The sequence below is a fragment of the Sphingomonas sp. Marseille-Q8236 genome, assembly GCF_965112005.1.
Genome location: NZ_CBCOPO010000001.1, coordinates 152,768 through 177,347, shown reverse-complemented (window position 1 = coordinate 177,347; position 24,580 = coordinate 152,768). Strand labels below are relative to the sequence as shown.

At 65.0% G+C, this 24,580-nt stretch carries 24 protein-coding genes; 9 read left to right on the top strand and 15 right to left on the bottom strand.

Annotation, left to right across the window (positions count from 1 at the left end; translation table 11 throughout):
• The first annotated feature begins 23 nt into the window (after window positions 1-23).
• From ACWPWT_RS00875 to ACWPWT_RS00865, 3 genes are read left to right on the top strand one after another with little or no spacing between them, the layout of a single operon-like run.
• Entirely contained in the window at window positions 24-857 is an 834-nt protein-coding gene (locus tag ACWPWT_RS00875; protein ID WP_454278172.1) for a hypothetical protein, read from the top strand.
• A 17-nt stretch (window positions 858-874) separates the two neighbouring features.
• Window positions 875-1,660 (top strand): hypothetical protein, encoded by a 786-nt coding sequence (locus ACWPWT_RS00870; RefSeq protein WP_454278171.1) that lies wholly within the window; start codon window positions 875-877, stop codon window positions 1,658-1,660.
• Window positions 1,657-2,307 (top strand): hypothetical protein, encoded by a 651-nt coding sequence (locus ACWPWT_RS00865; RefSeq protein ID WP_454278170.1) that lies wholly within the window; start codon window positions 1,657-1,659, stop codon window positions 2,305-2,307. The genes ACWPWT_RS00870 and ACWPWT_RS00865 overlap by 4 nt, the downstream gene beginning before the upstream one ends.
• A gap of 62 nt (window positions 2,308-2,369) precedes the next feature.
• Here the strand turns inward: ACWPWT_RS00865 and ACWPWT_RS00860 are convergent, their stop codons facing one another.
• Genes ACWPWT_RS00860 through yhhA form a run of 4 tightly spaced genes read right to left on the bottom strand, consistent with a single transcriptional unit; the run spans window position 2,370 to window position 4,976 of the window.
• Complete coding sequence (locus ACWPWT_RS00860; protein WP_454278169.1) at window positions 2,370-3,026, bottom strand: aKG-HExxH-type peptide beta-hydroxylase; 657 nt, start codon at window positions 3,024-3,026, stop codon at window positions 2,370-2,372.
• A 59-nt stretch (window positions 3,027-3,085) separates the two neighbouring features.
• Window positions 3,086-3,667, bottom strand: coding sequence for a cyclophane-containing peptide 2OG-Fe(II) oxygenase YhhC (gene yhhC, locus ACWPWT_RS00855; protein WP_454278168.1), 582 nt, complete (start codon window positions 3,665-3,667; stop codon window positions 3,086-3,088).
• Window positions 3,664-4,788, bottom strand: a complete 1,125-nt coding sequence (gene yhhB / locus ACWPWT_RS00850; RefSeq protein WP_454278167.1) for a cyclophane-forming radical SAM/SPASM peptide maturase YhhB — start codon at window positions 4,786-4,788, stop codon at window positions 3,664-3,666. The genes yhhC and yhhB overlap by 4 nt, the downstream gene beginning before the upstream one ends.
• Before the next feature lie 17 nt (window positions 4,789-4,805).
• Window positions 4,806-4,976 (bottom strand): YhhA family cyclophane-containing RiPP, encoded by a 171-nt coding sequence (gene yhhA, locus ACWPWT_RS00845; RefSeq protein WP_294282804.1) that lies wholly within the window; start codon window positions 4,974-4,976, stop codon window positions 4,806-4,808.
• Between the two features lie 531 nt (window positions 4,977-5,507).
• Here yhhA and ACWPWT_RS00840 point away from each other — a divergent pair.
• Entirely contained in the window at window positions 5,508-7,220 is a 1,713-nt protein-coding gene (locus tag ACWPWT_RS00840) for a hypothetical protein (RefSeq protein WP_454278166.1), read from the top strand.
• A gap of 167 nt (window positions 7,221-7,387) precedes the next feature.
• Here the strand turns inward: ACWPWT_RS00840 and dcd are convergent, their stop codons facing one another.
• Window positions 7,388-7,942, bottom strand: coding sequence for a dCTP deaminase (dcd, locus tag ACWPWT_RS00835; protein ID WP_007405039.1), 555 nt, complete (start codon window positions 7,940-7,942; stop codon window positions 7,388-7,390).
• Between the two features lie 112 nt (window positions 7,943-8,054).
• Here dcd and ACWPWT_RS00830 point away from each other — a divergent pair, with 112 nt between their 5' ends.
• Complete coding sequence (locus ACWPWT_RS00830; protein ID WP_454278165.1) at window positions 8,055-8,837, top strand: MerR family transcriptional regulator; 783 nt, start codon at window positions 8,055-8,057, stop codon at window positions 8,835-8,837.
• 183 nt (window positions 8,838-9,020) lie between these two features.
• Here ACWPWT_RS00830 and ACWPWT_RS00825 read toward each other — a convergent pair whose 3' ends face one another.
• From ACWPWT_RS00825 to ACWPWT_RS00815, 3 genes are read right to left on the bottom strand one after another with little or no spacing between them, the layout of a single operon-like run.
• Window positions 9,021-9,479, bottom strand: coding sequence for a cytidine deaminase (locus ACWPWT_RS00825; RefSeq protein ID WP_454278164.1), 459 nt, complete (start codon window positions 9,477-9,479; stop codon window positions 9,021-9,023).
• Window positions 9,476-10,150: a GH25 family lysozyme gene (locus ACWPWT_RS00820; protein ID WP_454278163.1), complete on the bottom strand. Its 675-nt coding sequence runs from the start codon at window positions 10,148-10,150 to the stop codon at window positions 9,476-9,478. Before ACWPWT_RS00820 ends, ACWPWT_RS00825 begins: the two co-directional genes overlap by 4 nt.
• Window positions 10,150-10,632 carry a UPF0262 family protein gene (locus ACWPWT_RS00815; RefSeq protein WP_454279862.1) on the bottom strand — a complete coding sequence of 161 codons (483 nt, stop codon included), beginning with the start codon at window positions 10,630-10,632 and terminating at the stop codon, window positions 10,150-10,152. Before ACWPWT_RS00815 ends, ACWPWT_RS00820 begins: the two co-directional genes overlap by 1 nt.
• 98 nt (window positions 10,633-10,730) lie before the next feature.
• On the opposite strand from ACWPWT_RS00815, the gene ACWPWT_RS00810 reads away from it, so the two are divergent.
• Window positions 10,731-12,224: a replicative DNA helicase gene (locus tag ACWPWT_RS00810; protein ID WP_261269849.1), complete on the top strand. Its 1,494-nt coding sequence runs from the start codon at window positions 10,731-10,733 to the stop codon at window positions 12,222-12,224.
• 304 nt (window positions 12,225-12,528) lie between these two features.
• On the opposite strand, the gene ACWPWT_RS00805 is transcribed toward ACWPWT_RS00810, so the two are convergent.
• Genes ACWPWT_RS00805 through cobA form a run of 5 tightly spaced genes read right to left on the bottom strand, consistent with a single transcriptional unit; the run spans window position 12,529 to window position 16,443 of the window.
• On the bottom strand, window positions 12,529-13,278 hold the full coding sequence (locus ACWPWT_RS00805; RefSeq protein ID WP_454278162.1) for a phosphoadenylyl-sulfate reductase: 750 nt from the start codon (window positions 13,276-13,278) through the stop codon (window positions 12,529-12,531).
• Complete coding sequence (locus tag ACWPWT_RS00800; RefSeq protein WP_261269847.1) at window positions 13,271-13,729, bottom strand: DUF934 domain-containing protein; 459 nt, start codon at window positions 13,727-13,729, stop codon at window positions 13,271-13,273. The genes ACWPWT_RS00805 and ACWPWT_RS00800 overlap by 8 nt, the downstream gene beginning before the upstream one ends.
• Complete coding sequence (locus tag ACWPWT_RS00795) at window positions 13,722-15,347, bottom strand: nitrite/sulfite reductase (protein WP_261269846.1); 1,626 nt, start codon at window positions 15,345-15,347, stop codon at window positions 13,722-13,724. The genes ACWPWT_RS00800 and ACWPWT_RS00795 overlap by 8 nt, the downstream gene beginning before the upstream one ends.
• Window positions 15,348-15,358: 11 nt before the next feature.
• Window positions 15,359-15,655, bottom strand: coding sequence for a DUF2849 domain-containing protein (locus tag ACWPWT_RS00790; RefSeq protein WP_261269845.1), 297 nt, complete (start codon window positions 15,653-15,655; stop codon window positions 15,359-15,361).
• Window positions 15,652-16,443 (bottom strand): uroporphyrinogen-III C-methyltransferase, encoded by a 792-nt coding sequence (gene cobA, locus ACWPWT_RS00785; RefSeq protein ID WP_454278161.1) that lies wholly within the window; start codon window positions 16,441-16,443, stop codon window positions 15,652-15,654. Before cobA ends, ACWPWT_RS00790 begins: the two co-directional genes overlap by 4 nt.
• 212 nt (window positions 16,444-16,655) lie before the next feature.
• On the opposite strand from cobA, the gene ACWPWT_RS00780 reads away from it, so the two are divergent.
• Window positions 16,656-19,643 carry a TonB-dependent receptor domain-containing protein gene (locus ACWPWT_RS00780; protein ID WP_454278160.1) on the top strand — a complete coding sequence of 996 codons (2,988 nt, stop codon included), beginning with the start codon at window positions 16,656-16,658 and terminating at the stop codon, window positions 19,641-19,643.
• A gap of 43 nt (window positions 19,644-19,686) precedes the next feature.
• Here the strand turns inward: ACWPWT_RS00780 and astD are convergent, their stop codons facing one another.
• Both astD and ACWPWT_RS00770 read right to left on the bottom strand, forming a co-directional pair.
• Window positions 19,687-21,093, bottom strand: a complete 1,407-nt coding sequence (astD, locus tag ACWPWT_RS00775) for a succinylglutamate-semialdehyde dehydrogenase (protein WP_454278159.1) — start codon at window positions 21,091-21,093, stop codon at window positions 19,687-19,689.
• A 9-nt stretch (window positions 21,094-21,102) separates the two neighbouring features.
• Window positions 21,103-22,491, bottom strand: coding sequence for a protein adenylyltransferase SelO family protein (locus ACWPWT_RS00770; RefSeq protein ID WP_454278158.1), 1,389 nt, complete (start codon window positions 22,489-22,491; stop codon window positions 21,103-21,105).
• Between the two features lie 37 nt (window positions 22,492-22,528).
• Here ACWPWT_RS00770 and ACWPWT_RS00765 point away from each other — a divergent pair, with 37 nt between their 5' ends.
• Both ACWPWT_RS00765 and ACWPWT_RS00760 read left to right on the top strand, forming a co-directional pair.
• Window positions 22,529-23,389, top strand: a complete 861-nt coding sequence (locus tag ACWPWT_RS00765; protein ID WP_454278157.1) for an alpha/beta fold hydrolase — start codon at window positions 22,529-22,531, stop codon at window positions 23,387-23,389.
• Window positions 23,390-23,429: 40 nt separating this feature from the next.
• A complete protein-coding gene (locus ACWPWT_RS00760) occupies window positions 23,430-24,566 on the top strand; it encodes a glycosyltransferase family 4 protein (RefSeq protein WP_454278156.1) in 1,137 nt (378 codons plus the stop codon).
• Window positions 24,567-24,580: the final 14 nt, after the last annotated feature.

The window sequence follows — 24,580 nt, the reverse complement described above, 5'->3', positions numbered from 1 at the left end:
CCAAATCGAAGGAGAAGAACGCCATGGCCAGGAAGAACCTGCCGAAGTCTGGGAAGGCTCGCTCGACCGCCGTCATCGTGACGGCGCAGCCTCTCACCCCGGCGATAAAGAGCCAGATCGCGCCGGCGATCGGCTCGGAACTCGCCCTCGCCAGGCTTCCTGGTGACGGCGGCGAGGTGACCCTGGCGAGCGGTGTGACCCGCATTGTCGGCAGGAACTACACGACCGCGACGGGAACGGTGCCGGCCGCCGAGATCTATTTCGTCGAAGACAGCCAGCCGCGCGGCGACGGCCCTTGGCTCGGCGAGGCCGACAAGCTCGCCTGGATCGATCCCGCCACGGGGTACGAATGCATCGTCATGCGCGCCAATCCCGCGGGATACCTCAGCGGGTTCGTCGGGATACCCGAGTCCCATCCGCTGTTCGGGTGGAACCATGAGGCGATCCCCGCCGACCTCGGCATCGAGGTGCACGGCGGACTGACCTATTCGAGGATCTGCGACTCCGGGCCCTCGCCGCAGCGCAGCCTGATCAGCGAGGCGAGGCGCATCTGCCATGTCGTGGTCGGTCACGAGCCGCTGCGGAACGCGACCGACCACGATGCGGGCGCCGGTCACTGGTGGTTCGGCTTCGACTGCAATCATATCTACGACGTGGTTCCCAACGACGCCCGTGATCGTCGGCGCTTCATGGGGGCGGAGACCGCCGCCGAGTACCGCGACGATGGCTACGTCGTCCGCGAGGTGCTCAATCTTGCGGCGCAGTTGAAAGCCATCGCGGAGGGCCGGCCCGCGCCGCCGCGGAAGGGGCCGACGCTGCCCGCCATCGGCCTCGATCCGCAGCGGGGTGGCATGTGATGGCGCGGGATAGGCAAATGCCGGGAGAACTGCCCTGGGGCTGGTGGCTGCGCGCGCGTGACGGCAGGTTCGAGGACGAGGACGGCCGGACCTGGCGCACGGTCCGCGACGCGTTCTGGGAAGGGCAGCTTGGCTTCTGCGCAGTCCATTTCGCGCCCGAGCAGCACGAGTTCATGCTCCGCGTGATGTCGGTGATCGACGGTCCGCGCACGGGTGATGGCGAGAGTCGGCACGATCTGTTCGCTGGCGACGCGATGTTCTGGCGCTTCTACCGCTGCTGGCTGGGGTCGATCGGCATGCTCAACCTCCAGGTCACGGCCCCCGCGACCCCGAACCCGCTCAGCGCGCGACTTAGTCCTGAGGGCAGATCGGTCCTGATGATGCTGCGCGCGACCCGTGATCCGGCCTGGGAGGGATTGCCAATGGCGGCCGTCATGGAAGCCGTGAGGGCGGCGGGTTTGGGTTCGGAAGCTGTTGATCGGGAGAGCGCTCTGCACTCCTTCGAAGAAGGCGTTGGTTTCCGTCGTCACGTCTTCGCCCGGGAGGGGATCGGTCGAGCGCATCTCGTCACGCTGACCAGTATGGCGAAGGGCAGTGGTGCCAAGATGCCGACCAGGCGCGTCACGTGGTCGATGTCCTTCACCGACGCGACGACTCGCGATGACCTCTTCGCGTGGCTCGCGTGCAGGATCGATCGTTGGGACGATTGGGGCGAGATCGCCTACCGCCAGGGGGCGGACAAACTCACCCAGCATCTGCTCGGCATGGTCGTTGTCGCGCAGAGGGAGGGTACCTTTCGATGACGGCCGCCGATCAGGCGTCGACGATCCGCGAGATCGCCGGAAAGCGCGCACGTGACGAGGCGCGAATGCTCGACCGTCTTGTCGAGAATTTGAGGCTGGCGTCGTTCAGGTCGTACCTGGCGGCCACAATGAACTCGATGTCGGCAGTCGTGCCGGACGTGCTCGACCTCGCCGGATCGAACGTCGCCGACGCCATGCAGCGGTTGCGACCGGGACATCGATGGCCTTCGATCACCAGGCGTAAGACTGCCCAGGGGAATCCTGGCGCCTTCACCGTCCCCCGGGGCAAGGCCAGAACCGTCTGCCCTTGGCGCCCTGATCCGCTGATCGCCGATGCGGTCGTATCTGACGGACTGGATGCGCCGTTCGTGGAGGTGAAGGTGTACGGTGCATCGCTCGACGTGAAGCTTCGCGGCGAGCGCTTTACCTTCTTCACGCACGATGGGACGGGATTTGTTATGCTCGAGAGCCAGCTGCCCGAAACCGTCGTCGACTCCTGCGTCGGTCGCCGTTTGATGGATGTCGTCAAGCATCCGCTGTTCGCCGCCGATCGCATGATGATTTCGGGCGCCGCGCAGGTCGGAGGCGGGTCGTCACTCTCGTTCGATGTCGGTCGCACGGAACTCAAGGTGCCGTGGAGATCGTAGGGCCGATTGATGGGGTGGCCGTCATAAGCCGACCTCACCGGAGGCGATCGTCCGGTCGGCGGTCATCCCCCGGCGTCGTTCGCGACGACCGATGACCATCTGTTCGCCAATCCGCATCCGAGGGGCGTGAGGCCGGCCGACAGCCGCGATAGATCGATCGAACGGATCTCTTCGGAAATATCGTGAAGCCTACCCTCGATGTGAACCGCACCCTCAGCATCGGTGCTGTCGGCCACCATGGCAAATGCGGCATAAAGGCAGGAGAAGACGTACAGCCCGTGCAGGACGCCGCCGATGGGGCGCGGCTCCTCGCGCCAGGGCGACGGCATCGTGTCGGTCGGGTTCCTGACAAGCGCCTGCTCGTTCTCGAGGAGAGTCAGTTCGAGGTGCATCGCCTCATGGATCAGGCCTTCGGTGAAGCGGAGTGCACCCACCTCGTCGAGCCTGTCGGGAACCGAGACGAGGACGCGATGAAGCCAGCACGGCTCGCTGTGACTCACGTCGTAGCCGGGCTCCGCCTCAAGGAGGTGGATCTCCTGCGCCACGTTTCGAACGACGTCGGCGAGGTTGCCGCATCGTTCGACCATCTGCTGCGCGCGCAGGCACAAGGCCGGATCGATCGAGGTTGCCGCGATGGCGGTGAGCCGTTGTCGGGCCACGTGCGACGCCACGTCGCGGGGTGCATCGACGATCCTGTCCCGGAGCCATGTCTGCGACACTGGCTGTGGGGAGCCTTGTTTCGTACGCGGCAGATTCCAAGGCGCCGTCCCGGCGCCGGTCACGCCCGTCCCGCGTCGCTGAAGGAATACACCACCGTGTAGCGTTCGCCCGATGCGATCGTGGAGACGGCGTGGAACGATCGCGGACTGATTTCGAACGCGAAGGACGATCCGTGCAGAGGCCGCACGATGCGTCGCACGTCGGCGGCCATCGCGCTACCGAACAGCATCAGCAGTCCACCCTGTTCGTCGGACCACCCGCGATTGAGCTGAACCAGAATCCTGTGGGTTTCCCCGTCTTCGAGGTGATCGTTGTGAATGCGGATGGTCTGGCCGGGGAGCAGCTTGTGCGCCGTCACCTCCGTCAGGACCGGCCGGTTGGCGCCTATGGGCACGAGCAGGCCCTCGCTGAGGTCGTTGGCGACCTCGGCGGAAACGATGGATCGGACGGGCGGCGGCAGCGTGGCGGCATCCAGGTGCATCTCCCACTGCTCGTAGAAGCTGGCGATCCTCAGCCTCCAAGGAGCGTCGCCCTCGAACCAGTCCAGCAGTGTCTCGCACAGTTCGGATGGAAGCGGCGAAGTCGCGGTGGCGTGTGGAAACGGCTCCTGACGCGCGTTGCAGACGAACCTGGAGATCACGCGGCGACTCGATCGAGATAACCGGAAAGGTGGGCGCGCATGCGCGTCACGAGCAGCCGCTGATCCTCGCAGAAGACGGTCGGATTGTCGTAGCCGCGACCCGCGCTGTAGCGGTGGGTCAGCATGCCGCCTCCGCACACGTTCAGGATCGGACATTCCCGGCAGATCGCCGAAGTCGGCCTCTGGGCGCGATGGTATGTGAGAAACTCGTCGCTCGCAGCGAAACTCGCGATGGCGCCACCGCCGGCGAACAGAACAGAGGAGAAGCCATCGCCCGGCGAACTGCTCTTGAGCGTATCGTTCTTCTTGATCGATCCGTCTGTGTCGATCACGAGAATGCCGTAATCGGTAAGGCCCACCCCCTCCTTGACTCCGCTACCCCCTAGCAGGAGCTTCATCATGTCGTCGAGCATGCGGATGTGGAAAGGGTTCGGGTCCGCGACGTATCGGTCAAGTATGCCGCAGATCCAGCGTCCGTATTCGACGGACCCGAAGGCCGTTTTGCCGAATGGCAGTTCGTCGTGGTTGCCATCGCGGTAGAGGAAGTCGACGCTGGGCGTTCCGAGAGCTCTGAACCAGTCGTAGACCGTGGACGGATCGGATGCGGGATCCACGACGGCCAGTACGCCCGAAAACAGGTGATCGCCCCGGCGATGTGCTTTGAGCCGTTCGATGCCGGCGAGCACCTTGGCATGTGTCGGCTTGCCCACGAGGTCGACGCGGAAGCGGTCGTGGACGTCAGCCGGGCCGTCGATGCTCACCGAGATGGTCACGCCATGATCCGCGCAGGCGTCAAGGATGTCGGTATTGAGCAGGACGCCGTTGGTCTGCACGCTGATGCCGCAGTCGTCCGTCAATTCCGCCCTGAGTCCCGCGAACAGCGCCGCGAGCCTTCCGGCGCCCAGCAGCAGCGGCTCGCCACCGTGCAGGACGACGGAGAACGGACGGCCCTGCGAACGCCGCAGATTCCCTAGGTCGGCGCACACGGTTGCCTGCACTTCCGGACTCAGCCGCTTCGGCTGATATCGCCACCCGTCGTCGCCCATGTGGTAGACGTAGCAGTAGCCGCAATCCAGATTGCAGCGACTCGCGACCTTTACGAGGACCGTATCGATATGCACCGGCTCGGACGGTCCGGTTACCGGTTGTGGCGGTTGAACGTGCGGTTGTAGCTGCGGGGTACGCCCAACTCCTCGACACGAACCTCCTCGATCAGCCGCGCGATGGCCGGACTGGTGAACTCGACCTCGAGCGCGTCGTCCGACGGGTGGGTGGTGCGATCGGCGATCGTCCAAGCGGCATCGTCCATGGGAGTCTCCTTGATTGAGGGTCCATCATAGCCGCTGGGCAATGCTAACCCAAGCCCGCATCGAAATATCCCGTCGCATTCTCGGCTTGTCGTTCCGACGGGCCGCCGCTCCACACGTTTGATCGCAGATCGTAGACAGTGCATGTCATGACCTTGCCTGGTTCTCTATCTGCCATGATCGATCCTATTCATAGCAGAGTGGCAAATTTTGTTCGATTCGAAGAGTATAAGGAGAAACATGGCAAGTGCGGAGCGGAGTAGTAGGCGGAAATTAGCTGTATCCTTTGCCAGAATCGCGGTCGTTTGAGTTTCTGCATTAGGTCGTGGACCTGCGCGCATCTTCGCGGTAGCCTCCTTTGGCTGACAAGTTGGAGTATGGCCTTGCCCACCAGACCGCAGATTGGCCCGAGACCGCGAGAGATCAGCGAGCTTGTGCAGGATCTTCAGCGTGCTCGCGGACATCCTCGTGCGGACGGGGATGGTGACGAGGCGCTTGGGGGTGCGGGCCCGGCACGACATCTCGGCCGGGCGGTGTTCCTGATCGGCGCCGGCTGTTCCGCCAGCGCCGGCATCCCGCTGGCTGCGGGCGTCGCTAGGGAGGCGATCCTGCGCATCGCGGATGATTATGGCGTCGTGCGCGACGGCCCGGGGGCCGAAGAGGCTCTGGTCGCCCTCATCGCCGCTGACCGCGTGCCCGAAAGATACGGTCCGGTTGATGGCGTCGTGCCGTGGGGCAGGCTCTACAGCTACATCTTCACCGAGCACATGAAGCATCCGAACGAGCAGCGCGAGCTCATCAGCCGGCTCATCGAGGACAAGGAATACGCCCTCAACTGGGCCCATGCCTGCCTCGGCGCACTCGTGGAGAAGCGCTTCGTCCATACGATCCTGACCACCAATTTCGACCAGCTTGCGCTCCAGGGCGTAATCCGCACCGGCATCGTGCCGGTGGTCGCGGACGGATTGGAATCGCTCAACCGCATCTCGCCCACGCCATCACGGCCGCAGGTCGTGCACCTGCACGGATCGATGCACACCTACGAACTAAGGAACAGCTATGCGGCATTGAGGGAGACGGAGGACGATCTCGATCTGCTGTCCGACCGTGCCAAGGCTCTGCTCGCCACCGGCGAGAACAAATTCTTCATCTTGGGGCAGAAGGCAGACGACTTCTTTAACCAGGTGGTGGGGGAGGCGGGGATCGGTGCTCCCGACTGGCTCAGCGATCCCTTGGGCGTGCTCCAGCGACAAGCGGACATCAGCATCGATCCGAGTGCCGGTGCCGACGTGCGCAGACTGCGCGAAGCTTACGGCGAGCGTGTGAGATTTGCCGTCCGGCACGGTCGTCTCAATAAGACGCCGACCGACCTGGCGACGGAAATGCGATCCGCACTGCGCTTCCGGGATGCCGCTGCCGCGATCGAGGAGGATAAGGCATATCCGGAGGATAGCGATCTCCTGGCCATTCATGCGGACAGCCTCTTCAGGCACTACAAGCGCAAAGGTTCCGACCCGGAGGCGCTGACGAAGGCTGTGGAGGAATTTGGGCTTCTCGTGGAGCGCACGGGCGTCGACCGGATCGCCGACGTGACGACGTACATCGAGGCGCTCCGGGAACGGTCCGACACGCTGGCGGAAGACGCGGCGGAACTCGCGGCGGTGTTCGCCGAGATTGAGGCGCTTGCGAGCCGGGTGATCGACGGACTGGACGTCCGTCAACATCAGCGCGAATGGTCGCAGATGACGTTCTACCTCGCGGAGGCCGTTCAGGCTCAGTCCGAGCAGGAGCGGCGCGGCGACGATGGCGCGGCGACGGCGGTGAGGAACGCGCGCAAGCTGCGTCTTGAGAAGGCGAGGCAGTTCTATGCTGCCGCGCTACCCGGCCTGTCCTCGACGGACGGCAACAAGGCGAAGGAGTGTAAGGAGGGGCTGGGTGGCGCCCTCATTGCACTGGCCGAGTATGAGGGAGATGGCATGGGTGCGGCGAGCAGGCTGCGAGAGGCTCAGACGCTGTTCCGCGAAGTCGTCCAATGGACCGGCATGAACACCCCCGGTGAGCAGCATGCGGGCGCGCTCGAGAATCTAGCCGAGGCGATCCGATCGATGCGATCGAAATTTAACGACGAGGCGCATGGTTCACGTGTCGATGAGGCCCAGTGTTTCGAGGTCGCACTCGGTATTTACGAGGCGCTCGGCGACGAGGACAGTGCGGGGCGGATCAGGAACAGGCTGCATTGTGAATGATCGAGACGGCTCCCGAGAACGGCATGTCACGCTGATCGCGAATCCAGAGGCGTGCCGCTGCTGATTTCTTAGTGAGAGTTCTGTCATCTCGGGCATAAGAGAGCGCAACTTCCGGCTGAATGTCAGTGTAAGGTTGCGCGAGTGTCAATGTAAGATTGTGCGAATGCTTACAATCGCGGCAGGGTCACCCCGCGTTGGCCCATATATTTGCCCGCGCGATCGGCATAGCTGGTCTCGCAGGGTTCGTTCCCCTTCAGGAACAGGAACTGGCACGCGCCTTCATTGGCGTAGATCTTCGCGGGCAGGGGAGTCGTGTTGGAGAATTCCAGCGTCACATGCCCTTCCCAGCCGGGTTCGAGGGGCGTGACGTTCACGATGATTCCGCACCGCGCATAGGTCGACTTGCCTAGGCAGATGACCAGCACGTCCCGCGGCACCCGGAAATATTCCACGGTGCGAGCCAGCGCGAAGCTGTTGGGCGGGATGATGCAGACATCGGTCTTGCGATCGACGAAGCTGTTGGACGCGAAATCCTTGGGGTCGACCACCGCGCTGTCGACGTTCGTGAAGATCTTGAACTCGTCCGCCACCCGCGCGTCATAGCCATAGGATGACAGGCCATAGCTGATGCAGCCATCGCGGCGCTGATTCTCGACGAACGGCTCGATCATCCCTTGGGTCTGCGCGGCCTCGCGAATCCAGCGGTCGGACAGGATCGACATCTTCATTCCCCTTTTGCGTGGCCGCTCATCGCCGGATCGCGGGGACAGGGCAAGCGGCAACCTCCAAAAAGGGGCTTGCGGTTGACGTTGCGTCAAGCGGTAGGGTCACGCCATGATCAGCATGCTCGACATTGCCGAGATCGCACGGGCGACCGGACTCAGCAGCCGCGCGCTCCGCTTCTATGAGGCGCGGGGGCTGATCCGGCCACTGCGCAGCGAAGGCGGGCGGCGGATTTTCGGCGCGGGCGAACTGGAACGGCTGCATGCTATCGTCGCGCTCAAAAGGGCGGGTTTCACCCTGGCGGCGATCGGGCGGATGCTCGACCGGCCCGACGCGCGGCTTGGCCCGATGGTGGCTGCACAGCTTTCGGTGGTCGAAGCGCAGCGGGCGACGCTGGCCGATACCGCCGCGCTGCTCCAATCGATCCAGTCCCGCATCGATGCCGGCGAGCGCATCGACGTCGCGACGCTCTGCTCGCTGATTCGAAAGGGAAACAGCATGACGACGACACAGTGGAAGGCGGTCGCCAACCGCCACTTCACCGCCGAGGAACAGGCGCATTGGGCCGAGCGGATGACCGCCTTGCCCGTCGATTTCGACCAGAATGCCTATCAGGCACAATGGGCCGATCTGGGCCAGCGGATCGCGACGGCCTTGCCGCTCGACCCGGATTCGGAGGCGGCACGAGGTTTCGTGCGCGAGTGGTTCGCGCTGCTGGCTCCGTTCCGCGCGGTCGCGACGCCCGAAATGTGGGCGGGGGCAACCCGGCTGCACGAGAACCGGGCGGAGTGGGACGGGCAGGCCGATCCGGGATTCTCCGCGGAGGTGTGGCAGTTCATCCAGGCGGCCGGGGCGGCGATGCGTGCGCGAGGCGACAAGCCCCAGGACGCTTGACGGTACGGCGCTTGAAGGAAAGTGATCTTCGCCCGGAGGCGCGGAGAGCGCAGAGAGGTCGTATCCGGTCTCGGTCGATGGCCGGTCAGCGCACGCGATGGCGTTGTGGCCGTGTTCCGCTTTCTCTGCGCTCGCGCCTCTGCGCGGACGTTCCCGTCTCCTATCCGCTGCTTCGTGCGAAAGTCAGCCGATCCCCAGATCGGCGGGACCGAAGGCATCCGGCAGCAACTCGGACAGACGATAGGTCCGCACCGCATCGCCTTCGGCAGCGCCGCAATGGACGGGCAGGTCGCGACCGCCCATCTGTGCGGCTTCGTTGATGACCTGGCGGCAGCGACCACAGGGGCTGACCGGTGTGGTGCCGGTCGGAGCGCCGTTCGCATCCATCGCGCCGCCGATCACCCCGATCGCGACGATCTCGCGCAGCCGCCCCGCAGCCGAGGCGGTCGCGATCGCGACCGTCTCGGCGCAGAGCGACAGGCCATAGCTGGCATTCTCGAAATTGGCGCCGGTGATGACCGAGCCATCCTCCATCAACAGCGCGGCCCCGACCGCGAAGCGGCTATAGGGCGCATGGGCATGGCGCGCGGCGGCGCGGGCGGCGGCGATCAGTTGCGCCGCTTTCGGATCGATCGGATTCATGAGGTGACGACATCCCAGTTGACGGGGCCTTCCACCCCTTCGACCCGGCGGAAGTCGCTTGCGCGCCACATGCGCCAGGGGCGCGCGGCGTAATTGGGTTTGAGGACATTGCCCACCGCCCAGACCGGGCGGGGCAGGGCGGCGGTGACGCTGTAATCGGATTCGAACGCCTTGGACACGCGCAGCATCACGGGCTTGCCGGTATGCGTCTCGACCATCGTCACGAAGCGGGTCAGATCGGCGACCAGTTGGCGGCGTTCGGGGCGGGCAGTGCAATCGTCATGATAGGACAGATCGATCGCCACCGGCAGCGCATCGCCGGCGCGCGGTACGAAGATGTTGAACGCGTCCGCCTGCGCCGCGGCAGGCTGGCACAGCGAATAGACATGGATCGCCCCGCGCCGCAACCCGGCCTCGGGCAGCGCGGCCCAATTCCCCTCGAACGCCGGATCGCGCCGATCTGCGCCAGATGTGGCGACGATATAGGCGAAGTCGGCACCATTGGCGCGCAATGTCCGCCACTCCACCGCAGGCGGGTTTTCGGGCAGGTCGATGCCTTGGAGGGGATAATGCTCGGTCGAAGGCTGCCAATGCGTCGCCCAATGCCGCCCGCCCGCCGTGATCGCGCCAAGGGCCAGCAGCCCCGCGCCGATTTTCCAGAGAATCGCCATTAGTTGCGGATATGCAGGACGCAGAGCAGTGTGAAGAGGCGACGTGCGGTGTCGAAATCGACCTCGATCTTGCCGGTCAGCCGCTCCTTCAGCATCTCGGCCGCATCATTGTGGATACCACGCCTGGCCATATCGATCGTCTCGATCTGTTGCGGCGTGGCGGCGCGGATCGCCTGGTAATAGCTGTCGCAGATCGCGAAATAATCCTTGATCGGCCGCCGGAACCGTCCCAGCGCCAGCACCAGGGTTTCGATATGCGTCCCGTCTTCCCGGTACATATGGATGCCCAGCCGGCCTTCCTCCGACTCCAGCTTGATGCGGTAGGGGCCGGCATAGCCATCGGCCTGCGGCCGTTGGGGTGCGAAATAATTTTCCTCGATCAGGTCGAAGATCGCGATCCGCCGCTCCTGGTCGACATCGGCCGAGCGCCAGCCCAGGCTGCGTTCGTCCAGTTCGATAGAGATGATCCGAGGATCGGCCATGGCGAACGGAATAGTCGCGAAGCGCGCGCGCCGCAAATCCCCCGCTGATCGACGCAATCCGTTTTCATCCGCGGCCAGTCCGCGCTAACGCCGAAGAAATGGCCACCCTCGCATTCCCGAACCCCGCTGCCGCCACCGAGCCGCAGCAGCTTCCCCGCAATATCGAAGCGGAGGCCGCGCTGCTGGGCGCGATGATGATCGACAACCGGCTGGCCGACGATCTGGTCGACCGGCTGGACCCGGAGCATTTCTTCGAACCGGTGCATGGCCGCGTGTTCTCCGCCATCAAGAATCTGCGCGCCACCGACATGTTGGCGACGCCGGTGACCCTGCGTCCGATGTTCGAGGCGGATGAGGGGATGAAGGCGCTGGGCGGCCCATCCTATCTGGCCCAATTGACCGGATCGGGCGCGGGCCTGATCGGCGCGCGGCAGTTCGCGACGCAGATTTACGATCTGGCGATGCTGCGCGCGCTGGTGACGGTGGGGCGGACGCTGGTCGACCGGGCCATGGACACCTCGGAAGAGGTCAATCCGCGCGCGCAGATCGAACTGGCCGAGAACGAGCTGTTCAAGGTCGCGGCGGACGGCGGCTCCGAGAATGCCGTGAAAAGCTTCTCCCAGGCCACCACCATGGCGGTCAAGAATGCCGAGCGCGCGCTTAACTCCGGCGGCCATGTCTCGGGCATCACCACGGGTCTCGACTCGGTCAATGCCAAGATCGGCGGTATGCACCGGTCCGACTTGATGATCTTGGCGGGCCGTCCGGGTATGGGCAAGACCTCGCTCGCCACCAACATCGCGTTCAACGCCGCGCGGCGCTGGATGCGCGACATGCAGGACGGCATCCCGCCCTCCGAGTCGGTCGGTGCCAAGGTCGCGTTCTTCAGCCTCGAAATGTCGGCCGACCAGCTGGCGACGCGTATCCTGGCCGAGCAGTCGGGGATCAGTTCCGAAGCACTGCGCATGGGCAAGATCAGCCGCAACGAGTTCGCCCAACTGGCGGCGGCGGCGGCCGAGCTGGAGCAGTTGCCGCTGTTCATCGACGATACCGGCGGCCTGACCATCTCGGCGCTCCACACCCGTGTCCGGCGGCTCCAGCGGCGGCTGAACAACGAGCTGGGCCTGGTCGTGGTCGACTATCTCCAACTGCTGACCGGTTCGGGCAAGTCGTCGGAGGGCAACCGCGTGCAGGAAATCTCGGAGATTTCGCGCGGGCTGAAGACGCTGGCCAAGGACATGAACGTGCCGGTGCTGGCGCTGTCCCAGCTATCCCGTGCGGTCGAGCAGCGCGAGGACAAGCGCCCGATGCTGTCCGACCTTCGCGAATCGGGCTCGATCGAGCAGGACGCCGACATGGTCTGGTTCGTGTTCCGCGAAGACTATTATATGATGCAGCGCGAGCCCAAGCGCCCGATGGAAGGCGATGACGGCAAGGTCTTCGAGGATCACGCGAAATGGGCGACCGAGGTCGAGCGGGTCTATGGCCTGGCCGAGCTGATCGTCGCGAAGCAGCGTCACGGCGCAACGGGGAAGGTCGTGATGAAGTTCGATCCGACGATCACGCGGTTTACCGACTTCGCGGGCTATTGAGCGAGGACAAGTTTATCCCCGCGCGCCGTTCAGTGCGAGCGGATGTTGGGGTTGCGTCTCCCACACTACCTAACGACCCCGGCGAAGGCCGGGGCTCTAGTCGCCACCAACTTTGAGCCGGGGCGTGGGGGCCTATCTCGCCGCTCGCTTACGTCTCCGCGCTACCGAACGCATCGCAACTGGACCCCGGCCTTCGCCGGGGTGGTGTCGTTAGAGCAGGATGACATGGAGTCGACCCGAGCCCCTCCCTTGAAGGGGTAGGGGGAATCAAGCTGATGTCATCCCGCCCTATTGCCTGAAGGGCTCAAACCGGCTGAGCGGCTTCGACCGGACGGTGGATGCCGCACTCCACCTTGGCAAAGCCGCGCCAGCGCCCGGAGCGGGGGTCTTCGCCGGGTTTCACCTGGCTGGTGCACGGTGCGCAGCCGATCGAGGGATAGCCTTGCGCCTCCAGCGGATGGCGCGGCAGGTCGTGAGTCGCGAAATAGCCGTCCAACGCCGCCTTGTCCCAGTCCGCCAGCGGGTTGAGCTTCAACCGGCCATCCTCGACTTCAAAGCGGGGGAGGGCGCGGCGGGTGCCCGCCTGGAAGCCCTTGCGGCCGGAAATCCATGCTTCGAACGGCGCCAGGCCACGCGTCAGCGGCTCGACCTTGCGCAGGTCGCAGCAGCCATCGGGGTCGTAACCATGGCGGATGCCCTCCGGGTCCTTGGCCGCGAGCAGCGCGGGGTCTGGCTGGATCACCCGCACATCGAGCAGGCCCAGCCGGTCGACCAGCATGTCGCGATAGGCCAGCGTTTCGGGGAACATCTTCAATGTGTCGGTGAACACCACCGGCGTCGCCGGATCGGCCTGCGCGACCATGTGCAGCAGCACGGCGGACTCGGCGCCGAAGGACGACACCGCCGCGATCTGTCCCCGTAATTCGCCGGTCAGCAGGGTGCGCAGCATGTCCGGTGCAGACACGCCTGCGAACCGCGCTTCATACGCCGCCGCATCCTCGGCCGTATAGGCCGGGCGAACGTCGATCCGGTCCAGCTGCCGCGCCTCAGCCATGGCGCAGCTTCCACACCGGCACGCGCGCATCGGCGGCCTTTTGATAGGGCTGGGGATAGAGATTCAGCAGCTTGGTCAGCGTGGCCGCGTCGATCGGCTTTTCGGGCGCGAAACTGTCGAAGCCGCAGCGGCGCATATGCGGAATCTGGTCGACCAGCACGTCGCCCGCCGCACGCAACTCGCCCTCGAACCCCGCCTCGCGCAAAATTCGCGCCGCCGAATAACCGCGCCCGTCGCGAAACGTCGGAAAGCTGATCTCGACAAGCGCGATCTGCCCTAGATGCGACAGCAGCGCGCGCGCATCGTCGCCCGCCTCCAGCCGGACGGCGGTGGCGTTGGTCTGACCCAGAAAGGCGTCCAGCGTTACCGCCGGTTCGTCATGCACCACGTCATCGCGGAACCGCAGCAGCGTCTCGCCCGCATCGCCGTTCGCCGTGATCGGATCAACCATAGATCGCCTCCTTGAACGGCTGCATTCCGACGCGGCGATAGGTGTCGAGGAAGCGCTCGCCGCCCTCGCGCAACGCCACGTAACGGTCGGTCACGCGTTCGATCGCGTCGACCACGCCGTCCTCGTCGAAACCGGGGCCGGTGATCTTGCCGAGCGACACATCCTCCGCACCCGATCCACCGAGCAAAAGCTGGTAATTCTCGGTGCCTTTCTTATCGACGCCGAGGATGCCGATATGCCCGGCATGATGATGGCCGCAGGCGTTGATGCAGCCCGAAATCTTCAGCTTCAACTCGCCCAGCTCGCGCTGCCGCCCGGCAAATCGCTCGCCGATCTTCTGCGCCAGCGGGATGGAGCGGGCGTTCGCCAGGCTGCAATAATCCAGACCCGGGCAGGCGATGATGTCCGAGATCAGGTCGAGATTGGCCTCGGCCAGCCCGGCGTCGCGGAGCGCGGTCCAGATGGCGTAGAGATCGGCCTTGCGGACATGCGGCAACACGATGTTTTGCGCATGGGTGACGCGCAGTTCGTCATGGCCGTAACGCTCGGCGAGGTCGGCCATCAGGTCGATCTGGTCGGCCGAGGCGTCGCCGGGGATGCCGCCGATCGGCTTCAGGCTGATCGTGACGATGGCATGGCCGGGCTGCTTGTGGGCCGCGACGTTCTGATCCAGCCAGACCGCGAAGTCGGGATCGGAGCGATCCACCGTGTCGGGGGCGTCGCTGGCGAAATCGGGCCCGGCGAACATGGCGGTGATCCGCGCCAGTTCGGCGACCGGCGGGTCGATGCCGAGATCGCGGATCGCGGCGAATTCCGCCTCCACCTGCTCGCGGTACGAGTCCACGCCAATCTCGTGCAGCAGGATCTTGATCCGCGCCTTGTAGATATTATCGCGACGGCCATAGCGGTTATAGACCCGCAGGCACGCCTCCAGATAGCTCATCAGATGGTCGGCGGTGATGAAGTCCTTCACCTCATGCGCGATCATCGGGGTGCGACCCATGCCGCCGCCGACGAAGATCTTCGCGCCCAGCACACCGTCCCGCTCCAGCAACTGGATGCCGATATCGTGCAGCCGCATCGCCGCGCGATCCTCGTCCGCCGCGATCACCGCGATCTTGAACTTGCGGGGGAGGTAGGTGAATTCCGGGTGGAAGGTCGACCATTGCCGGATCAGCTCGGCCCAGGGACGCGGATCGGCGACCTCGTCGGCAGCGGCACCGGCGAACTGGTCGGACGAGATGTTGCGGATGCAATTGCCCGAAGTCTGGATGGCATGCATCTGGACGGTCGCCAGCTCGGCCAGGATGTCGGGCGCATCGGCCAGCTTGATCCAGTTATACTGAATGTTCTGCCGCGTGGTGAAGTGGCCATAGCCGCGATCGTACTTGCGCGCGATATGGCCCAGCATCCGCATCTGGCGGCTGTCCAGGGTGCCATAGGGCACCGCGATGCGCAGCATATAGGCGTGAAGCTGGAGGTAGAGGCCGTTCATCAGCCGCAGCGGCTTGAACTGATCCTCGGTCAGCGCGCCCGACAGGCGCCGTTCCACCTGATCGCGGAATTCCTCGACACGGGCATCGACGATGCTCTGGTCATATTCGTCGTAAACGTACATCGATTACTCTCTCAGATGACCCAGGCGCCGGCATCCGCATCAGCGGGCTTCAGCGTCAGGTCGGGGCGCACCGTCGGGCCGAGCGCGCGGATACGGTCCTTGATATGGGCGGGGCGGGGGCCTTGTTCGGTCGCCTCGGCATCGATCAGATAGGGCACGTTGACCCGGCGCGCGCCTTCCTCGGCACGTAGGATCGCTTCACCGCTCGCGCCGACATCGACCGCATCCTCGACATGGCGCGACCAGTCCTGGCCGGTCCACCAGACGACATCGCCGGTCGCCAGATCATTGCCCGTCAAAAGCTTCATGCGTTCATCCCTTCCGCCACACGGGCCCAACGCGCCAGCTTGTCCTCGGCATCCGACAATTCGACGACTTCGCCCACGACGATGATCGCCGGGCTCTGAACCTTCTCGCGCTCGACCATCGGGCCGAGATCGGCGAGCAGGGTACGAATGGCGCGGTGGCCCTCCAGCGTGCCGCGCTCGAGCACGGCGACCGGCATGTCGGGGGCGACGCCGTCGGCCATCAGCTTGTCGGCGATGGCGTTGGCGGTCGCGACGCCCATATAGATGACGAGCGTGCGCCCCTGGCCCGCCAGCCCCGACCAGTCCTGATCGGTCAGCCCCTTGCACTGGCCCGCGACGAACGACACCGCGGAAGCGTGATCGCGGTGCGTCAGCGGCAACATCGCCTCCGCCGCGCAGCCGAGCGCCGCCGAGACGCCGGGGATCACCTCGACGCGCAGGCCGGCGGCGCGCACCGCCTCCACCTCTTCGCCACCGCGCCCGAAGATGAAGGGGTCGCCGCCCTTCAATCGCACGACGATCGCGCCGGTCTTCACATGCGCGACGATCAGCGCATTGATCGCGTCCTGCGATAAGGTGTGCCGCGCGCGCCGCTTGGCGACCGAAATGCGCTGCGCCTTCGGCGGGGCGAGATCGAGCACGCGCGGGTCGATCAGGCCGTCATGCACGACGACATCGGCCTGTTTCAGCGCTTCGACCGCGCGAACGGTCAGCAGGCCCGGATCACCGGGCCCGGCACCGACAAGGATCACGCGGCCACGCGCGGCAGGGTCGAGAAGGCTAGCCATGATCTGACAGATGAGCCCCCGCCGTCCGCTCCACAACTGAGCGATGCTTGGGGAGGCGGTAGATCAACTTGGGGCAGTTCATGTTGCAGCGCATATAGTATAATATATTTGCCCGTTCGTTTAGAATGTGGTTGAATGGATTCGCAAAAATCAAAGCGGGGACGAGTCAAATGGGGGAATTTCGTTACGCCAAGCGCTTGTTAGGGGCGTCGTTGATTGCGCTGATGTGGTCGGGTGTCGCATCGGCCCAGGTGTCCGGCGGCAGTGCGGCTGACTCGACCGCGCAGAACGATACGCCGCTGACCGGTGTGGCTGCCTCGACTGACAAGATCGACGCCAAGCAGGCAAAGAGCGATCCGTCGGATGTCATCGTCACGGGCACGCGGATCGTCCGCCCCAACATGACGAGCAACGCGCCGATCACCACCATCGACTCAACCTATCTGAAGGAGCGGGGGCTTGCGCGGGTCGAGGATGCCGTGTCGCAATTGCCGCAGGTCACGCCGATGTTGGGGTTGCAGGGGCAAAGCTGGACATCGGGTGCCGCCTCGGTCGGGCTGCGCAATCTCGGTGCGGGGCGCACCCTGACGCTGCTCAACGGACAGCGGATGGACAATGACGTCAACATCATCCCCGGCGCGCTGATCGAGCGGATCGACATCATGACCGGCGGCGCCTCGGCGGTCTATGGCTCCGACGCGATCGCGGGCGTGGTCAACTTCATCGTCAAGCGCAAGTTCGACGGCATCGCCTTCGATGGCGAGGTCAGCGGCTTCAACCACAATAACGACAATCCGCTGCTCGCCAAGGTCGCACAGAATGCAGGATATACTTATCCGCGCGGCACCTATCTGGGCGGCGGCAATTATTTCGCGTCGCTGGCGGCGGGCAAGAACCTGTTGGACGGCCGCCTGAACATCAGCGGCTTCGCAACCTATAAAAAGGCGGACCCGATCCAGTTCCGCAATATCGATACCGTCAACTGCCCGCTTTTGATGTTCGACCCCAATAATCGGGATGCGGGCAACACGACTTGGGCGTGCGACGGTACCACCTACAACCCGTATAATTATTTCAATATCAACGGTCAGGATCGGAGCAATGCGCGCGACGGTTCGCGCAGCTTCCGCCCCTATGACACGGCGGATGAGGTGCGTATCCAGCGCGTCGACTCGATTCAGCGGCGCAGCGAGACGTTCAATACCGGCGGCTTCCTGACGGCGGAATTGCCGCTGGGCATGCGCCTGAACGGCAGCTTCCTGTATAGCCGGATCGTCGAGACAGGCGCCAACTCGGTCGATGGCGGGCTGTGGACGCCGTCCGCGCCGGTCAATTGCGACAATCCGTTCCTCAGCGCGGCACAGGCGCAAGAGATTTGCGGCACGGCGGCAGGAACCACCGCGCTCAGCCAACCCATCTCGTTGTCGCTGTTCCGGCCCGGCATGATCTATAACTTCCGCAACTCGACGGACGACTGGCGCGGCGCGCTCAATCTGTCGGGCATGATCGTCGACAAGATCCGGTTCGAGCTCAGCTATCAGCAGACCCGCAACATCATGCTGGGGTCGTCCGATCACCAATATGTGCCCGATCAGGCCGATCGGCTGGCACGCGGTCTTCAGGTGCGCAATGTGAACGGCGTGCCGACCTGTCTGTCGAAAATCAACGGCACCGATCCCGACTGTCAGCCGATAGATGCCTTTTCGTCGAATAGCTCGATCAGCGATGCGGTCTATAATTGGGTGACGGGCATCGGCAGTCGTCGCCAGCAGAACGATCTGCAGGTCATTAATGCGATCGTATCGGGCACGCTGGAAGATTACGGAATCAAGAGCCCGTTCGCCACCAACGGCATCGGCTTTGCGATCACCGGCGAATATCGCAAATATCGCAACCAGTCGCAGGGCTTCGGCTCATGGTCGACCTTCACGACCTTCGACGGGCGGACCAGCGTCAAGGAACTGGGCGGCGAAATCGACATCCCGCTGGTCGAGGACAAGCCCTTCGCCAAGGAACTCAGCATCAATGGCGGCTATCGGATTTCCGATTACGACGTCTATCAGAACCTGATCCATAGCTGGAAGGCGGAGGCGAGCTGGGCACCGGTGGACGGCCTGCGTTTCCGGGGCAGCTATAACCGCGCGGTGCGTGTCGGCGTGCTCGAGCGTCTGGAGGGGGAGAATCGTTATCCCAATTCCATGAAGCTTGATCTGTGCGCGCCGCCGCGTGCATCCACCGACGGCAAGGGTGCGACGCGCTACACCTTCGAGCAATGCTCGATCGCCATGACGCGCGCGCAATATGATGCGCTGACCAGCTATACCGGCTGCGACACGAACGGTTTCTGCCCGACGACGCTTATCAATGGCGGCAATTCCGACCTCCAGCCCGAACGGTCGCGCAGCAAGACGCTGGGCGTGGTGTTCCAGCCGCGCTTCATCCCCGGCTTGACCGCATCGGTCGACTGGTACGACATCAACATCCAGGGCGCGTTCGAATGGACGCGTATCGATATGGCGTTCGACCAATGCTATCGCAACAAGGTCGAATTCTTCTGCCAGTTCTACAAGCGCGATCCTCAGACGGGACAGCTGCTGATCGCCGATGCGCGCTATAACAATTCGGGCTATACAGCGACGCGGGGTATCGATTTCAGCACCAATTATGCGCTGGACCCCAAGCGTCTGGGCATGACCAACAATATCGGCACCTTCGGCCTGAACTTTAACGGAACGCTGACCACCAAATTCGAACGGCAATTCGCTCCGGGCAACACGCCCTGGTCATGCCTGGGCTATTTCGGATTCGCCTGTGTCAATCCGATGCCGCGCTGGCGTCATGTCGCCGGTGTCAACTGGCAGCTGCCCTGGATCAAGGGCGGCCTAGGCTTTACCTGGCGCTATATCGGGCCGACCAGCAACTCCAAGCTGTCGACCAACACCGTGCTGGCGGCATCGGCGGGCCAGACCTATCCGCTGGCGCAGCGTATTCCCGGCTACAGCTATTTCGATTTCAACACCAACATCACGTTGGTGAAGGGGATCGATGTGCGGTTCAATGTCCAGAATCTCTTCGACAAGGACCCGCCGCTGATCGGGTTCGATACCAACTATGCGACGGGTACTTATTTCAACACCTTCCCGACCTATTACACGGTACGGGGACGGACGTTGCGGGTCGGCATATCCGCCCGCTTCTAACTGACGGGATGGCCCGGAACCCCGGTTCCGGGCCATTTCTCCATCAGCGCAGGCCGACCGGGATCGTTGCGGCGGCCTGGTCCGCTTCGGCGCTGGCAACCGGATAGGCGCAGTAATCGGCGGCGTAATAGGCGCTGGGGCGGTGGTTGCCCGACCAGCCGATGCCCCCGAACGGGGCGCTCGATGCCGCGCCGTTGGTCGGGCGGTTCCAATTGACGATCCCGGCGCGGATGCCGCTCCAGAATTGTTCGTACCGCTCGCGCGACGGAGAGATCAGCGAGGCCGACAGGCCGTAGCGGGTGGCGTTGGCCTGCCCGATCGCGTCGGCAAAGTCGCGAGTGCGGGAGACTTGCAGCACCGGGCCGAACAGCTCGTCATCGGGCCGGTCGGTCACATCCGTCACGTCGAGGATCGCGGGCGTGAGGAAGGGGCGGTCGGGGATCGGGCGTTCGAGCGAACGGATGACATGGGCACCCTGCGTCACGAGGTCGTCGACCCGTACGAGTAGATGGCCTGCTGCGTCGTTGTCGATCACCGGCCCCATGAAGGGCGCGGGCTCGTCGTGCGGCGCGCCGACGATCAGCCGGTCGGTCAGCCGGGTCAGCGCGGCGATCAGCGGATCGTAGAGCCGGTCCTCCACGATCAATCGCCGCCCCGCCGTGCACCGCTGTCCGGCGGTGGTATAGGCCGACTGGACGATCAGAGCGGCGGCGGCGTCGAGGTCGGGATCGTCCCAGACCAGCAGCGGGTTGTTGCCACCCATTTCGAGCGCGAGGATCTTCTCGGGCTGCTCGGCGAATTGCCGGTTGAGCGCGATGCCGGTGCGCGCCGAACCCGTGAAGAGCAGCCCGTCGATCCCGTCATGCCCGGCCAGGGCCCGCCCTTCATCCGGCCCACCGATCAGCAGCCGGACGACGCCTTCGGGCACCCCCGCCGCATGATAGCATTCGACCAAGAACGCTCCGGTCGCGGGCGTCTTTTCGGATGGTTTGAACACCACCGCATTGCCCGCCAGCAGCGCGGGCACGATATGGCCGTTGGGGAGATGCGCAGGGAAATTATAGGGGCCCAGCACCGCCAATACCCCATGTGGACGGTGACGCAGCGCCATGCGCCCGCCACCCGGCTGATCGCTGACGCGTTCGCCGGCGCGTTCGGCTTGCGCGGTGATCGAGATGGCGACCTTGGCGATCACCGTATCGACCTCGGTCCTGGCTTCCCATAGCGGCTTGCCCGTCTCGCGCGCGATCAGATCGGTGAAGGCCTCGGCGCGGGTCCGGACGACCTCGGCGAAGCGGCGCAACGTCTCGATCCGCTCCGTCAGCGGAGTCGCCGCCCAGCCACTCCAGGCGGCGCGGGCGGTGGCTATCTCGCAGGTGGCGTCGCCGACGGGAAGCTCGGCGATCAGCGCGCCGGTGGCGGGCTCGAATGTCGACAGATGGGGGGTCATTCGGAAAGGCTAGGCCGCCGCATCGAGGGCGGCAAGCGCCGCACCCATCGCACGCACCCGCGCGACCTTGTCGTACAGCATCGACCAGTCGTCGCGCTCGGCGATCGGGGCCCAGATCGCCTCGACCTCGTCGATCAGCATCGATTCGGGCTCGCCCCGCCAATAGTCATGATCGCGGGCGCGGCGGGGCGCATAGGGCTCGATCAGGTCGCGGAGTTCGTTCCACGTCTCGTCATAATGATCCGGCACCTGTCCGCCGAACAGGTCGAAATAGACGCGGTCGATCGGCGCTTGCGAGGCACGCAGAGCCCGCTCGAACGTCTGGACCAGTGCGCGGTCCTCGGTGCCTTCGCGCGGCGTCACCCCCAGTCGCCACAGGATCGCGGTCACGATCTCCGTCTGATAACGGGTGGCGAACCCCTCCAGCGCCGCGATCAGCGGCTCGCTCTCCGCGATCAGACGCAGGCTGGAGGCGAGTTGCATCACATCCCACTGGATCGCCTCGGGCTGGCGGGCGAGGGCATAGAGACCCGTCTGGTCGAAATAGGCGGCGGTGAACTCCGGGTCCCAGCTAGGCGCGAACCGCCACGGACCATAGTCGAAGCTTTCCCCCGTCACGTTGATATTGTCCGAATTGAGCACGCCGTGCACGAACCCGGCGGCCATGTAGCGCGCCGCCAGCGTCGCGGTCCGCTCCGCCACCAGGGTCAGCAGCCGCACCGGATCGTCCGACGTCTCAGCGTAGAAATGCCGCAGCACATAGGCGACCAGGCGCCGCATATTCTCCTCGTCGCGCTCGAAGGCGAGGCGCTGGAAACTGCCGATACGGATATGGCCATGGCTCATCCGCACCATCACCGCGGAGCGGGTGGGGGAGGGTTCGTCGCCCCGGTGCAGCGACTCGCCCGTTTCGATCAGCGACAAAGTGCGCGAGGTGGGGACGTTCAGCGCCTCCAGCATCTCGGTCGCCAGGATCTCGCGCACGCCGCCTTTCAGCGTCAGGCGGCCGTCGCCGAAACGGCTATAGGGCGTCTGCCCCGATCCCTTGGTGCCGAGTTCGAGCAACCGGCCATCCACGCCGTGCATCTGCGCGAAGGTGAAGCCGCGCCCATCGCCCAAGTCGGAATTATACTGCCGGAACTGGTGGCCGTGGTAGCGCAGCGCGAGCGGCCCCGGCAGCGTGTCGGGCAGCGTGTCGGGCAGCGGCCGGAATCGGCCGAGATGGTCGGCCCATTCGCCGTCGGTCAGCGTCTCCAGCCCGATTTCGGCCGCCGCGCGATCGTTGCGAAAGCGGATGACAGTCTGCGGAAAATCGGCCGGTGCGACGGGATCCGCGAGGAAATCGGCGACTTCGGCGAGGGCGCGGGACGGGCGATAGGCTTGCGGGGATACGGGCATGCCGCGATATGGAGGGTGCACCGGAGGACGTTCAAGCATGTCGGCCTATGAGAATCGTTATTGGTGGTCGAAAGACGGCTTGCGGTTGCATGCGCGCGACTATCCGGGGTCCGATACGCTTCCCCCGATCATCTGCATGCCGGGCCTGACCCGCAACGCCCGCGATTTCGACGGGCTGGCCCGAGCGCTCAATGGGCGCGCGCGGGTGATCGCGGTCAGCTTTCGCGGGCGCGGCGAAAGCGCCCATGCCAAGGACCCGATGACCTATGTGCCCCTGACCTATGTGCAGGATGTGCAGGCGATGCTGGACGAATACGGCATCACCCGGTTCGTCGCGGTCGGGACGTCGCTGGGCGGGATCGTAACCATGGTGCTGGCGGCGACCGCGCGCGGGCGGCTGGCGGGCGCGGTGCTCAACGATATCGGGCCGGAGATCGAGGCGGCCGGCCTGGCGCGCATTCGCGGCTATGTCGGCAAGGGGCAGAGCTTTCCGACCTGGCTTCATGCGGCGCGTTGCCTCCACGAGAATAACGAGGACGTCTATCCCGACTGGGGGATTGAGGATTGGCTGGCCATGGCCAAGCGAACCCATAGGCTGACCAGCGCCGGGCGGATCGTGCTCGATTACGACCTGAGGATCGCCGAGCCGTTCCGCGTGCCGGGAACCGAGGCCGGGCCGGACATGTGGGCGGCGCTGTCCGCGCTGAACGGCGTACCGACGCTGGTGGTGCGGGGCGAGCGGTCCGACATTCTGAGCGCGGCCGTCGCGAACCGGATGGTCGAGACGCTGTCGCCGTCCGAACTGGTCACGGTGCCGCATGTCGGCCATACGCCGCTGTTGACCGAGCCGGAGGCGCTGGCGGGGATCGGGCGCCTGCTCGACCGGGTGGAGGGATAGGCGGTTTTCAAGCCCTGCCTTGCCCGCTAATCCGGGGTGCATGGCTCGACCGCTGAACATCCTTCACCTCCACTCCTCCTTTTCGCTGGGCGGCAAGGAGGCGCGCGCGGTCGCGCTGATGAACGCGTTCGGCGATGCGGCGAGGCACACCATCGTCTCCGCCATGCCCGACGAACTCGGCGCGCGGGATTCGATCGCCAAGGGCGTACGCTATGAAATCGCGCAGGATGCGCCACCGCTGACCGGCAAGCCCTCGGTCAAGCGTTACGAGGCGATCGCGGCCTATATGCGCCGCTTCGACCTAGTGCTGACCTATAATTGGGGGGCGATCGACGGGGTGATGGCACGGCGCGTCTATCCCAAGGGTGCGCCGCCGCTGGTCCATCACGAGGATGGTTTCAACGCCGACGAAGCGCGTGGCCTGAAGCTGGAGCGCAATATCTATCGCCGCATCGCCCTGTCGGCGGCCAATGCGCTGGCGGTGCCCAGCCATGTGCTGGAGGGGATCGCGCTGCGGACCTGGAAACAGCCCGCCGAGCGGGTTCACCGCATTCCCAACGGCATCGCGACCCAGCTCTACACCCGCGATCCCGATCCCAAGGCGATTCCCGGCTTCGTCCGCCAGCCCAAGGAGATCGTCGTCGGTGCGCTGGCGGGACTGCGCGTGGTCAAGAACCTGCCGATGCTGGTCCGTGCGATGGGCGGCGTTCCGGGGCGTTTCCGGCTGGTCATCGTCGGGGAGGGGCCGGAGCGCGCGACGATCCAGCAGGCCGCCGCGGCCATGGGCATTGCCGACCGGCTGGTCATGCCGGGCTTTCTGGAACGGCCCTACAGCTTCATCCGGCATTTCGACATTGTCGCCTTGTCCTCGCTGTCCGAACAGGCGCCGATTTCGGTCCTGGAGGGAATGGCGGCGGGTTTGCCCATCGCGTCGCTGCCCGTCGGCGATGTGCGGTCGATGGTGTCCGAGCCCAATCGCCAGTTCATCGCGGATGCAGCCAATGAGGTCCGCCTGCGCGACGTCATCCAGGCGCTGATCGCCAATCCCGATCTGCGCGCTCAGGCCGGCGCCGCCAACCAGCAGCGCGCGCGGGCCGAATTCGACCAGAGCCAGATGGTCGCCCGGTACAAGGCTCTGTACGAACAGGTCCTGGGTCGGCCCGGCGCGCTGGGCTGATCCGGCACGGGCCG

What these genes read in the sequence shown, in the direction of transcription:
- ACWPWT_RS00875 (WP_454278172.1), top strand. Translation starts at nt 24, where the DNA reads ATGGCCAGGAAGAACCTGCCGAAGTCTGGGAAGGCTCGCTCGACCGCC.
- ACWPWT_RS00870 (WP_454278171.1), top strand. Translation starts at nt 875, where the DNA reads ATGCCGGGAGAACTGCCCTGGGGCTGGTGGCTGCGCGCGCGTGACGGC.
- ACWPWT_RS00865 (WP_454278170.1), top strand. Translation starts at nt 1,657, where the DNA reads ATGACGGCCGCCGATCAGGCGTCGACGATCCGCGAGATCGCCGGAAAG.
- yhhA (WP_294282804.1), bottom strand. Translation starts at nt 4,976, where the DNA reads ATGGACGATGCCGCTTGGACGATCGCCGATCGCACCACCCACCCGTCG.
- dcd (WP_007405039.1), bottom strand. Translation starts at nt 7,942, where the DNA reads ATGTCGATCCTGTCCGACCGCTGGATTCGCGAGGCCGCGCAGACCCAA.
- ACWPWT_RS00830 (WP_454278165.1), top strand. Translation starts at nt 8,055, where the DNA reads ATGATCAGCATGCTCGACATTGCCGAGATCGCACGGGCGACCGGACTC.
- ACWPWT_RS00825 (WP_454278164.1), bottom strand. Translation starts at nt 9,479, where the DNA reads ATGAATCCGATCGATCCGAAAGCGGCGCAACTGATCGCCGCCGCCCGC.
- ACWPWT_RS00820 (WP_454278163.1), bottom strand. Translation starts at nt 10,150, where the DNA reads ATGGCGATTCTCTGGAAAATCGGCGCGGGGCTGCTGGCCCTTGGCGCG.
- ACWPWT_RS00815 (WP_454279862.1), bottom strand. Translation starts at nt 10,632, where the DNA reads ATGGCCGATCCTCGGATCATCTCTATCGAACTGGACGAACGCAGCCTG.
- ACWPWT_RS00810 (WP_261269849.1), top strand. Translation starts at nt 10,731, where the DNA reads ATGGCCACCCTCGCATTCCCGAACCCCGCTGCCGCCACCGAGCCGCAG.
- ACWPWT_RS00805 (WP_454278162.1), bottom strand. Translation starts at nt 13,278, where the DNA reads ATGGCTGAGGCGCGGCAGCTGGACCGGATCGACGTTCGCCCGGCCTAT.
- ACWPWT_RS00800 (WP_261269847.1), bottom strand. Translation starts at nt 13,729, where the DNA reads ATGGTTGATCCGATCACGGCGAACGGCGATGCGGGCGAGACGCTGCTG.
- ACWPWT_RS00795 (WP_261269846.1), bottom strand. Translation starts at nt 15,347, where the DNA reads ATGTACGTTTACGACGAATATGACCAGAGCATCGTCGATGCCCGTGTC.
- ACWPWT_RS00790 (WP_261269845.1), bottom strand. Translation starts at nt 15,655, where the DNA reads ATGAAGCTTTTGACGGGCAATGATCTGGCGACCGGCGATGTCGTCTGG.
- cobA (WP_454278161.1), bottom strand. Translation starts at nt 16,443, where the DNA reads ATGGCTAGCCTTCTCGACCCTGCCGCGCGTGGCCGCGTGATCCTTGTC.
- astD (WP_454278159.1), bottom strand. Translation starts at nt 21,093, where the DNA reads ATGACCCCCCATCTGTCGACATTCGAGCCCGCCACCGGCGCGCTGATC.
- ACWPWT_RS00770 (WP_454278158.1), bottom strand. Translation starts at nt 22,491, where the DNA reads ATGCCCGTATCCCCGCAAGCCTATCGCCCGTCCCGCGCCCTCGCCGAA.
- ACWPWT_RS00765 (WP_454278157.1), top strand. Translation starts at nt 22,529, where the DNA reads ATGTCGGCCTATGAGAATCGTTATTGGTGGTCGAAAGACGGCTTGCGG.
- ACWPWT_RS00760 (WP_454278156.1), top strand. Translation starts at nt 23,430, where the DNA reads ATGGCTCGACCGCTGAACATCCTTCACCTCCACTCCTCCTTTTCGCTG.